Annotated in this window: 3 protein-coding genes; all 3 read right to left on the reverse strand. The window is 68.5% G+C overall.

Annotated elements, in window-relative coordinates; all coding sequences use genetic code 11:
- Nucleotides 1-1,992: type I polyketide synthase (locus AAF184_21700; GenBank protein ID MEO0424965.1), on the reverse strand; the 1,992-nt coding region annotated here is incomplete at its 3' end.
- 8 nt (nucleotides 1,993-2,000) lie between these two features.
- Nucleotides 2,001-11,642, reverse strand: coding sequence for an amino acid adenylation domain-containing protein (locus AAF184_21705; protein MEO0424966.1), 9,642 nt, complete (start codon nucleotides 11,640-11,642; stop codon nucleotides 2,001-2,003).
- Between the two features lie 16 nt (nucleotides 11,643-11,658).
- A partial coding sequence (locus AAF184_21710; protein MEO0424967.1) for an LLM class flavin-dependent oxidoreductase occupies nucleotides 11,659-12,207 on the reverse strand: 549 nt, incomplete at its 5' end.

Here is a 12,207-nt window from a genome sequence, read left to right on the forward strand (position 1 = left end):
CTCCTCGGTGAACACGTCGGCCAGGCAAGCGGCGGCGAGTTCGCCGAGACTGTGGCCCAGCATCATCGTCGGTTCGACGCCCCGCTCGAGCCAGCATCGGCCGAGGGCCACTTCGAGGGCGAACAACAGGGGCTGCGCGAAGGCCGTGTCGTCGATGGCGCCAGCGTCGCCTGGCCCAGACTGCGCCGCCTGGTCAAACCAGGGGAGCGGATCGAAGCCCAGGAGCTTCTCGAGTTTCCCGCACAGGCGTGCGAGATGCTCACGCAGGCGTGCGTCGACCGCCAGCAGTTGCCGGGCCAGGCCGAGTCGCTGCGCGCCTTGCCCGGGGAGTAACCAGACGATGCGTTCGATCGGTGCCGAGGGAGCGAGCGCCCCGGGCGTACGCAGGCGTGCCACGGCGTCAGCCGCGTCCGACGCGGGGATTGCACAGCGCGCGGCCATCACGCGCCGACCGCGATGAAGTGTCGCGGCGACGTCTGCCAGGGACGCGTCAGCGACCGGTCCGTCCAACGCCGCGCCTAGCGCTTCGCCGCGCGCCGCCAGCGCGGCCTGGGTCTGCGCGGACAATGGCAGCAGCACGGGGCAGGGGTGCTCATCCGGCGCACGCTGCGCTCCAGAAGGCGCACTGGAGACAGCTGCGAGAGGCGCGGCTGCATCATTTGCCTCGGCTTGCACAGGTGCCTGCTCCAGCACCAAGTGCACGTTGGTTCCGCCAATGCCGAACGCGCTCACGCCCGCTCGTCGCGGTGCCCCGTTCGGCGTAATCCAATCGCCGGCGGACTGCGGTAAGTAGAACCGCTCGCCCAACCCGATGTCCGGATTGATCGCCTCGAACTCCGGCTGTGGGGGCAGCGTGGCGTTCTCCAGGGCGAGCACCGCTTTGATCAGTCCGGCGATCCCTGCCGCGGCATCCAGGTGACCGATGCTCGCCTTGATCGCGCCGAGGGCACACGGGCCTTCCGCCGGACCGCCTAGTGCCTGTCTTAACGCAGCGATCTCGATAGGATCACCCAAGCGCGTGCCCGTACCGTGCGTTTCCACGTAGCCGATCGTGCCCGGATCAACGCCCGCTACGGCCAGCGCCTCCGCCACCACCTCCGCCTGCCCGTCCACACCGGGCGCGCCGAACCCTACCTTCACGGCGCCGTCGTTGTTTATCGCGCAGCCGAGCAGTACGGCTCGTATCGGATCACCATCCGCCAGCGCATCTTCCAATCGTCGAAGCACCACCACGCCCACGCCGCTGCCAGGCACGGTACCTTGGGCGGCGCTGTCGAAGGGCCGGCAATGGCCGTCGGGGGACAGGACACCGCCCGCCTGCGCCACGTAGCCCTGGGTCGTCGGCACGAATACGGATGCACCGCCGGCCAGCGCCAGATCGCAGCCGTGCATCAGGAGCGACTGCGCCGCCAGGTGCACGGCCACCGCGGAAGACGAACAGGCGCTCTGCACGTCCACGCTCGGGCCACGCAAATCGAGACGGTAGGACACGCGGGTCGTGAAGAAGTCCTTCTCCGTGCCCAGCGACCCCAGGCGCAGGCGATCGATCAGGGCGCCGTCCGCGTGCAACGGATCAGCACCGGCCAGGATCTGGTTGGCGAAGTAGCTGCTCGAGCTCACGCCCCCGAAGACCCCCGCGCGCAGATCTCCCCCGGCGGCGATGGCTGCGTCCTCCAGCGCCTCGAAGGCACACTCGAGAAACAGCCGATGCTGCGGGTCCGTGAACGCCGCTTCGCGGGGGCTCATGCCGAACAGCGCGGCGTCGAATCCCGCCACGTCATCGAGCACGCCGCGCGCGCGAACGTAGGACGGATCCCGGAGCTGCCTATCGGGAACGCCTGCGGCCTGCAGTTCCTCTTCGGACAGGGTTCTGATGCCCCGCCCGCCCGTGCGCACCAGATCCCATAGGGCCGCCACGCTGGGCGCGCCTGGGAAGCGACCGGACATCCCCACGATCGCGATAGCATCCTCCGGCACCGACGGCCGTTGCATGGCCCGGCTCACGGCTGCGCCTGCGACGCGTCGTCGCGGCGTCGGGTCTGCTGATCCGCGTCAGCGGCCTGGCTAGGGGACCCGGTGCTCGGCGCCCGAGAGCGCCGTCGTTCCAGCGCCTCGCGTCGCGCCGACACCCGCTCATCCCGCTGCTGCGCCACTTGTGCGCTGTCCTGTTCGGCCATTCCGGTCACGTGGCGAGCAAGGGTCTGCACCGTCGGGAAACGGAAGAGGTCTACGAGTTCGATCGAGACTCCCAGGCGCTCCGATAACATGGGGTGCATCTGGACGAGCGTGAGCGACGTACCGCCGAGCTCGAAGAAGTTGTCGTGCACACCGACTCGCTCGACGTTCAGCGCCGCTTCCCAGCAACGAGCCACCTCCCGTTCCACCTCACTGGCCGGTGCCACGTGCGGGGCGCTCGCGCTCGCCTGCGTCGGCACCAGCGATCGAAGCGCACGCCGATCGACCTTGCCGCGCGCATCTTGAGGAAGCGCGGCTTGGCGAATCACCCAGCGCCCCGGCACCATGAAGGCGGGTAGGCGCGAACCCAACGCGGCGCGCAGGTCGACCGATTCGCGCGTCTCGCTCACCACGAAGGCGACCAGCACCTTACCAACACCATCGCTGGCGGTGATGTCGACAACGGCAACCTCGCTCACTTCTGCCATCGCCGCGATGGCGCGCTCCACCTCGGCGAGTTCGACCCGGTGCCCACGCACCTTCACCTGGCGATCCACTCTGCCGACATACTCGAGGGCGCCGTCGCCTCGGCGGCGCACCCGGTCCCCAGTCCGATACAGACGGGCGCCTGGCCTCCCGGACAGGTGATCCGGTACGAAGCGCGCTGCCGTGGCACCAGACATTGCCGCGTAGCCGCGCGCCACCGTGGGACCGCCCACGTAGAGCTCCCCAACGATACCGACCGCCGCGGGCGCGCCCTGCGCGTCGAGCACGTAGAGCTGCGCTTCGCCAAATGCGCTGCCGATCGGGATCTCGGCACGCCGCGGATCTTCCGCCTCCTCCGAGACGAGGTGGGCGCTGACGACGACCGTGGTCTCCGTGGGGCCGTAGCTGTTCACGATGGCCGGTGAGGGCTGCCCCGTCGCCACGGCCTCTCGCCACGGGGCCAGCGCTGCCGGCACCAGACGTTCGCCGCCGAGGATGATCAGACGCACACATGCCGGCAGCGAGTGGCCGCGTTCGGCGAGCGTACGGGACAGCTGCTGGAAGTAGGCGGTGGGCAGATCCAGCACCGTGACGCCCGCCTCGGCGCAGCGCTCCACGAAACGCGCCGGATCCACCAGCATCGCAGCGTCGCGCGGCACGAGACACGCACCCGCCAGCAGCGCGCCGAAGATCTCCTCGATGGATGCATCGAAGGCCAGCGATGAGAACTGCAGGACGCGATCCGCAGGCGCGAACCCGTAGGTGGTGACCGCCGCCCGAGCAAAGCTGGCAAGCGCCCCATGCTCCACAACGACTCCCTTGGGGCGCCCGGTCGAGCCGGATGTGAAGGCGACGTAGGCCGCATCGAGTCGGTCGACCCGCGGTAACGCCAAACCCGCTCCAGGGGCGCCGGTGGCGACGGCTACGGGTACCGCCGCAGCGTCCAGATCCGGACACTCCACGACCTTTCGGTCACCCGGATCCGCGGGCGTAGACGAGTCATTCTCTGCGACCAGCAGCAGCTTCACGTCGGCTTGCGCCAGCATCTGCTCCCGGCGCTCCGTCGGCGTAGTCCCCTCGATGACCATGAAGGCGGCACCGGCGCGTAACACGCCGAGCATGGCAGCGATCACCGTTGCCCCGCGCTCCAACACGAGGGCGATAACGTCGCCCCGGACGACCCCAGCCGCGAGGAGTTCTCGAGCGACGACCTGCGCGTGCCCATCGAGTTCGGCGTAGCTGACCGTACGCTGACCGAGTGCGATGGCAGGTGAGTCCGGGGCTGCGGCCACGCGTGCTCGGAACTCCGCCAGCACGTGGCCATCAGACGCAGCATTCGGTTCGGCGACGGCGTTGCCGGCGGCGGACGTAGCGACCAAGGACGATTCGGCCGTCGACGGCACCTGCAGCCCTCGCGGCAACGGCGGCAGCGTGGGCACCGCGGGTTCCTCGCCCGCACGCGTCTCCAGCGCGAGGGCGTCGAGCCGCCGCGAGGGCGCCGCGGCAGACTGGGCCATCAGCGTGCAGAAGTGACGCGCCATCAGCTCACCGTGCTCGACGTCGTAAACGTCCTCGTGCAGCTCGATGGCGAGGGAGAGCTGCCCCTTCTCACTGAAGTCACTCAACTGCACCGAAAGGCTTTCGAGGCCGAGGCCCGTGTGTAACCAACGGCTTTCGACGGCGCCGCCAGCGAACTCGCCGGCTTTCGCCGTGTGCAGATTCAGCACGACATCGTAGAGGGGCGCATCGACGGGGTTACGCACTACCTGCTCACCGTGGCGCAGTGCTTCCTTCACGGCGGGCCCCGTACGCTCGAAGAGGCTCGCCAACGTGTCACGGCCGCTCACGGTCATGGCGACGGGCACTACCCGCATGAACAGTCCAAGCGTGCCCCGTGCGGTGCGTCGCCCGCGATTGCGCCAGGGCATGCCCACCACCACCGCCTCGACGCCCGCGGTGCGGTTCAGGAAGGCCACCAACAGCGCAAGGAAGAGACGCAAGCGCATAACCGGATGCGGCCGCGGCCGTTTAGACAACTGGACCAGGGCCTCGTCTAAGGCGGTCGCTATGGGTGACGCTAGCGGCACGTCGACGCGTCTCGCGTTCAGGCCGTGCTTTATCCCCGTCGAGCCGTAGAACCGCGGTGGCTCAGGGCGGTTGCGTAGTAGTTGTTCCCAGTGCGCACGATGATCGTCGAGCGCACCGCTCAAGCGCTGCTCCCGCTCCCAGGCTAGGTGCTCGAGATACGGCGGCAGCGTCAATCTAGCCGGATCGCCCGAAGGCTCGCCTAGTAGGCGATACCTCCTCGACACGCCTTCGACGATGAGCTGCATCGATTCGCCGTCGCACACGATCTGATGCTGGACGATCAACCATGTGAAGCGCTCCGGGGCACGCCGAATGAGTACGCTGCGATAGGTACGTTGGGTGATGTCGAGCGGCTCAAACGCCAGTTCCCGAACCCGCTGTGCGAACTGGTGATCGTCGAGCTCGGACAGATCGAGCACCGCCAGCTCGACTTCCGATGGCTCGCTCACCAGCAGCTGGGGCACTCCGTCCCGCTCCACGACGCAGGCGCGCATCGCATCACTGCCCTCGACCAGGGCGGCAAATGCGCGTTGGAACCGCGCCTCATCGAGCGCCTGCTCGATCTCGACGGTAATCGCCAGCAGGTGCAATGGAAGCGTGGGATCGAGGCGGTGTCCGGTCCACACGAGCAGCTGGTTGTCGCTGAGGTTCGACGCGTCGCGATCCGCGCCGAGCACCGCCGAGGACGCTGGCACAGTCGTCGCGCCCGGGGCATCTCTCGACGTGGGCAGCGACAAGCGAGCGGCCAGGGCTGCCACCGTCTGGGCGGGGTCCGCCGTGGCCGTCGCCACGGTCTCCTCGAAGGCACGCGCAATGGCGAGCGCGGTACTGCGCTCGAAGAGTTCGCTGGAGAACTCGAGTACGCCCGTGAGCCCCAACCCCCGCTGTTCACCAAGCGCGGACGACGGGTCATCCAGCAAGAGCGATAGATCGGTCTTCGCAGTGCCCGTGTCGAGTGGCTCGACCGCGATCTCGAGGTCATCGACCTGCAACACGCCGCCCGGCGTGTTCTGCAGGGCGAACGCGACCTGCGCGAAAGGCGCTGCCTCCAGGTCCCGATCCCGACGCGCCGCTTCCACGATCACCTCGAACGGCAGTTCCGCGTGATCGAATGCGGCGAGGCTCGTCGAGCGCGTAGCTTCCAACAGCTCTTCGAAGGTGGCTTCCTCCTTCGCCTGCACACGCAGGGGAACGGAGTTCACGAAGAAGCCCACGAGCCCGTGCGTCTCGGGCCGTCGCCGCCCTGCCAGCGGTGAGACGATCACCAAATCCTGCTCGTCGCACATGCGCCGAAGCACCACCTGCCACGCAGCTAAGGCCACCATGAAGCGAGTGGCACGGTGGCGGAGAGCTAGCTCGTCCAGCGTCGCCAGGACGCCAGAATCGAGCGACACCGGTACCCGCTCGCCGCGGAAGCTCGGGACCGGCGGGCGAGCCCTATCCGTGGGCAAAGCGAGTCGCGCCGGGGCCCCCTGCAGCGTCTCCCGCCACCAGGCGACATCCTCGTCGTTGCTGGCGTAGCGCCGTTGCCACACGGCGTAGTCCGAGTAGGAGATCGGCAGCCGCCCCAGGGCAGACTCCGCCGCCTCGCCAGTGGAACCTCGCCTAGCATAGGTGATCGCGAGTTCTCGGAGCATGATGCCCACCGACCAACCGTCCGCGGCCGCGTGGTGAAGGGTCACGATCAACTCGTGGCACCGCTCGCTCAGCCTGATCAGCAGTGCCCGCGCGAGGGGCGGCGACGTCAGGTCGAAGGGCTTGGCGGCGGCCGCCGCCGCCAGCTCCTCAGCGCGGACGGTACGCTCGTGCTGCTCCGGGATGCTCGCGAGGTCGACGAACTCGAATGGCATCGGCATCGGCGCCGCCACCACCTGAACCACATCGAGCGCCGGCGCGACGCGATCCGATCCTGACGCTTCTCCCGCTGAGCTAAGGCGTCTGATCGTCGTCTCGACGTCCTTCTCCGACGACGCGCTAGCACGCGCCAGCAGCCCCGAACGCAGGGGCTCATGGCGCGCGAGTAGGCTGTCCAACGCCGCGCGCAGTTGGGTCACATCGAGGGGTCCGCGGAGCGTCACACGCGCGGGCATGTGGTAGACCGCGGTGCCGGGCAGCAGTTGCTCCAGCAACCAGAGTCGCCGCTGGCCGAAGGAGGCGGGCACGGGATCATCGCCGCGCTCATGGCGGGGGATCGACGGTGCGCGTGACCCCAGTGCTGCCGCCGTTGCGGCGTCGGCACCTGATGCCGTGGTCCCACCATCCGGGATCGAGCCCGCGTCACCTCCTCGATTTCCTAGCGTGCCTAGCACGTCTGCCAGGTCCGTCACCGTGGTCGCCTGGAAGAGCGTGCGCAGTTCGATGGTGAATCCGAGCTTCTCCTCGAGGTCGGCAATCACGCGAGTCGCCAGGAGCGAGTGGCCGCCGAGATCGAAGAAATCATCGGCGATGCCCACCCGGTCCACGGACAGTACCTGGGCAAAGGACGCGGCCACGATTGCCTCGAGTTCGTTTCGGGGCGCCACGTACGACGTCTCGCTACTGCCACGACCGGGATCCAGCGCGAGCAGGCGGCGGCGATCGAGCTTGCCCCGCGAGGTCGTCGGCATCGCGGTTACCGCCACGAACCGTTCGGGCACCATATATCGCGGCAGACGGGCCTCGAGATAGTCGCGCAAGTCTCCGGCGAGTTCGCCCGCGGACGTGTCCTGCGCCGGGGCGCGTCCGTACACGGCCAGATCTACGTGCGCGGACGATGTTGCCAGCGGCGCTGTGCCCGTCGCCCCGAGGTGCAGCTCCAGGGTGCCATCGCCCGCAGCCGCGAGGCGCACGTCGACGCGTGCCCCGTGGCGCTCCCCGAGGGACCACAGCACGCCGGGGTCGATCGCCTCCGCAACGCTGGCGGCGGCGCGCCTCGCCAGCGCAGCTGCATCGTCGCTACGCCCGTCGCTCGCGGCGGGGGCGAACAGTTCCTCGCCGACCCGCTGCGCCATAGCCACCCGCGCGTTAGGTAGCGCGCCGATCACGACAGCCTGCCCCGTCGGCCGCTCCGCCATCCACGCGGCTAAGCCTTGCAGATCCGCGAACTCGTCGAAGCTCCGATAGCAAAGGTCCTCCGCGGCGGCAACCGAGGGTTCATCCAGTTCGAGCACGACGTCGTAGCGGAATTGCGCAAGCTCATTCGCAGCGTCGAACCGCTTCGGCCGCATCCGTACGCCACGAATCCGCGGCTGGCGTGCGGCCAGGGCGTGGAAGAACGCTGGAGCGACCAGCAACTCATCCTCCCGCGCAGCGGCCTCCTCGGCGCGTAGGGCCAGCTGGGCGATCGATTCGTCGGCGGCGGTGCGGGCGAGGGCGACGTTGGCGTAGAAGGCGCGATCGAGATCGGCCGCACGCAGGTCGCCCACGAAGACGCGCCCGCCAGGCCTGACACGGCTGATCGCCCCGTCGAGGACGCTCTCGAGGTAGGCGATGCTGGGGAAGTACTGGGCGACGGAGTTGACGACCACCGTATCGACCGATCGGGCGTCGACCAGCGTCGCGGCTTGGTCCGCGGGCGCCAGGTGCACCTGAACGCCGTCGATACCACCGCCGGGCCGAGCGAGCTCCTCGCGGACACGGTTCACGGCCTGCTCTGAAAAATCCAGGCCAACGTAGCGCTCCACGTGGGGCGCCAGGCGGTACAACAGCAAGCCGGTGCCGACGCCGATCTCGAGCACCTGTCTCGGCGCCAGCTCGCGGATGCGCGCCACGGTCTCGTCAACCCACGCGCGCATCTCCTCGCGCGGGATGGGCTTGCCGTTGTAGCTGCTGTGCCAGCCGACCAGGTCGAAGCGCGCATCCCGCGCGTCCTCGGCCTCGCGCTCACCGCCGTAGGCCGTGTCGTAGAGGCGACGCCAGTCGTCCACGTGGGTGGCTTCGCGGCGTACGCGATCACCCTCAGTCGCCGATTGCTCCGCCACGAAGAAGGCCACCAGCGCGCGCTGACCTGCGCGATCCACCGGCAGCACCGTCGTCTCACGCACCTGCGGATGGGCCAGCAAGGTCGCCTCGATCTCACCGGGTTCCAGGCGTGCGCCGCGGATCTTCACCTGGTGATCGGTGCGACCGAGAAACTCGAGCTGCCCATCCGCCAGGTAACGAACCCGGTCACCGGTTCGGTAGAGACGCTCGCCGGGCGTCGTCGCCCAGGGGTCGGGTACGAAGCGTGAGGCCGTCAGGGCTGCGCGCCCGCGGTAGCCCCGCGCCAGACCGCGACCGCCCAGGCACAGTTCACCAGGTGCTCCCACCGGCACCGGCCGCAGCGATGGATCGAGCACGCGCGCCACCACCCCAGGCAACGGGTTCCCGATAGGCGGCGCCTCGACACCACCTTGCGTTGCAGGGACCACCTGCCTGCTGCTCGACACCACCGCGTTCTCGGCGGGCCCATAACAGTTCACATAGGCGAAGCGCAGCGATGGGGAGGGCCGGCGCGTCAGCTTGTCTCCGCCGACCAACAGCGCGCGTAGGTGCTCTGAGGCCTTTAGTGCGGGCTCGTCGAGCAGGCGCTCCGCGACCGGCGTGGGAGCGAACAGCACGTTGATCTGCTGCGTTACGAGCCACGCCGCCAGCGCCGGTGGATCCAGGCGCAGTTCGTCCGCCGGCAGTACCAGCGTGCCGCCGGTGGCGAGGGTCATCCACAATTCCCACACGATGGCGTCGAAGGCGAGGCCCGCGAGCGAGGTGCCACGCTGACCAGGACCGATGGGCCAGTGGGCCTCCTGCCATGCCACGAGGTGCGTCAGTGCCCGATGCGAGACGCCCACCCCCTTAGGCCTGCCGGTGGAGCCCGACGTGTACACCACGTAAGCCAACTGTTCCGCGTGCACGCTGGTGGGTGCGGCATAGTCAGGCGAAGGTGTGATGTCGGCGCCGCAGCGGCCTGCGTAGGGCGCTACGTCCAGCACCGGCACGGTATCGTCGCCGACCTCGATGCCCATGAAGTCGGCGAGTTGCCGCTCAACGGTCAGCACGAGGCTAGCCCCTGCATCGATGATCGTGGCGCGACGACGGCGCACGGGATCCGCGGGATCCAACGGCAGGTACGCGGCGCCCGCCATGAGCACCGCGAGCGGTGCCAGGGCGATGGCAGGTCCGCGCGGCAGGCACACCACGACGACATCCTCGTCGCCGACACCGGCAGCGATGAGGGCACTCGCGAGCGCTAGGGCACCGCTGACGAGCTCCCCGTAGCTGAGCGTGACGCCGTCAGCATCGACCACAGCAGCCATTCCCGGATGAGAACGCGCGTGATCGAAGACCCGCAGGTGCACAGGCTTGCCGAGGGGCGTTGCCTCCCCTGCGCGCAACGATTGACAGGCGAAGGTGTCTGCACGATCGAGGTCCTGGCCATCGAGCCAGGTCAGCGCATGCAGCGGCACCTCTGGCCGCGCCATGGCATCCTCCAGCAGCGTGGTGAACTGGCGCATCAGCCCGTCGATGCGGCCCTCGTCCCAGAGCGCCGTGGAGTATTCCACGAGCACCCCCAGGCCCTCGTCGATTTCGCCCATGTTGACGCTGAGGTCGAACAGGGCGGTGCCGGTGTCGACCGCCAGGCGCTCGATCGTCAGACCAGGAAAATCGTGCTGTGGCGTGAGCGAGTTCTGCCGGCCGTAGCTCCCGTCCTGGTACTGGAAGGTCACCTGGAAGAGCGGATTGCGGCCAAGTACGCGGTCCGGACGTAGGCGCTCGACCACGCGTTCAAAGGGCACGTTTCGGTGTTCGAAGGCACCGAGGGTGGTCTGGCGGATTCGGTTCAGCAGTTCGCTAAAGGAGGGGTCGCCTCCGAGATCGGTGCGCATCACCAGGGAGTTGACGAAAAAACCCACCAGCGGCTCCGTCGCCGGCCAGTTGCGGTTGGCCGTCGGCACCCCCACCACCACGTCGTCCTCTGCACACAGGCGCTGCAGGAGCACCTTGAACACGGCTAACAAGGTCATGAACGGCGTCACGCGGGCCTGAGCCGAAAATCGCTTCACTCGCTCGAGCAGCTCGGGGGGATGCACGAGCAGCAACTTTGCGCCTTGATGCACCGTGTCCGGCCGACGCGGCCGATCGGTCGGCAGGCGCAGTTCGCGCAGGCCTGCCAAACGCTCTTCCCAGAAGCGCATCTCGCTCTCGAAGCGTTCCCCAGACAGCCAACGGCGCTGCCACACGGCGAAGTCACCGTACTGGATCTCCAGCGGCGGCAACGGCGACGGCTGCCGCGCCGTGAAAGCCCGATACAGCTGCTCGAGCTCCCCCATGATCACGCCACGCGACCAACCGTCCCCGACGATGTGGTGTATCGACAGCAGGAGACCGTGATCGTCGTCCGCAAAGCGCACGATGGTCAGGTGGACGAGGGGGCCGTTGGCGAGATCGAAGGGCCGACTGGCGTGCTCGCGCGTTACCCGCTCCAGCACTCGCGCACGTTCGTCCGGCGCCACCTCGGCGTGATCGATCAGTTCGAAGCCGGGCGCGAGTTCGTCGTGCACCACCTGATGCGGCACGCCACCGTCGGCGCTGAAGCTCGTGCGCAGCACCTCATGGCGCTCAACGACCGCGTTGACGGCGCGACGCATGGCGTCGACATCGAGCTGCCCGCGCAAGCGCAAGGCCATCGGAATGTTGTAGAACGCACTGTCGCGCTCGAGATGATTGAGGAACCAGAGCCGCTCCTGGGCATAAGACAGGGGCAGCTCGGCGTCCGCGGCCCGGCGCGGAATCCTCATCTCCGCCCCCTCGGCACTCGCCGCGGTGCGGTCGGGAAGATCACCGTCGAGGTCCCCCTCACGACCACGTTCGGCCAGGCGTCGACGCAGCAGCTCGCGCTGCTGTGGAGAAAGGGCGGCTAAGCGGTCGGCCAGGGACATGGCGTGGGCTGCGGCGTCAGGCAGTCGCGCCGGAGGCGAGCCCGAAGCACTCCTCCTTCAGCGCGCTGAGATACTGGAGACTTCCCATCACCTCGTCGTAGCCGGGGTGGAAGTCGATGAGGCAGGCCAGCTCATCGATGCCGGCGCGTGCGAAAGCCTCCACGTGCGGGCGCAGGTCCCCCACGCCGCCGATTAGTGAACGCCCGTCCAGGAAGCCTTCGAAACCGAAACGCAGGAGCGTCTCTAAGTCGGCGCTCGTCAGGTCGTCCATGCTGACCCCAAGCCCGAGGCTCTGCGCAAGCCCGTCGAGCAGGTGATAGTGGGACTTGAGGTACTCGTGGAAGGGGGCTTCGATCTGCTCGCGTACGCTTGCAAGATCGGGTCCCACGAACGTGTGCACCATCATGGCCACGCGCCGGCTGGACGGATCGAACCCGTGCTCGGCGAGGGCCTCACGATAGCGGGCGACGTTGGCCGCCACCGCATCGACGGTGGTGTTGAGGAGCGAGGTCAACACGGGCGCGCCGATCGCGGCGGCGCGCAGGAAGCCCGGCTCCGAAGATGC

Source organism: Pseudomonadota bacterium, assembly GCA_039815145.1.
Taxonomy (GTDB): domain Bacteria; phylum Pseudomonadota; class Gammaproteobacteria; order Steroidobacterales; family JBCBZW01; genus JBCBZW01.

Bases quoted from the DNA above. Each gene is read 5' to 3' on its own strand.
- AAF184_21705 (MEO0424966.1), bottom strand. From the start codon at position 11,642: ATGTCCCTGGCCGACCGCTTAGCCGCCCTTTCTCCACAGCAGCGCGAG.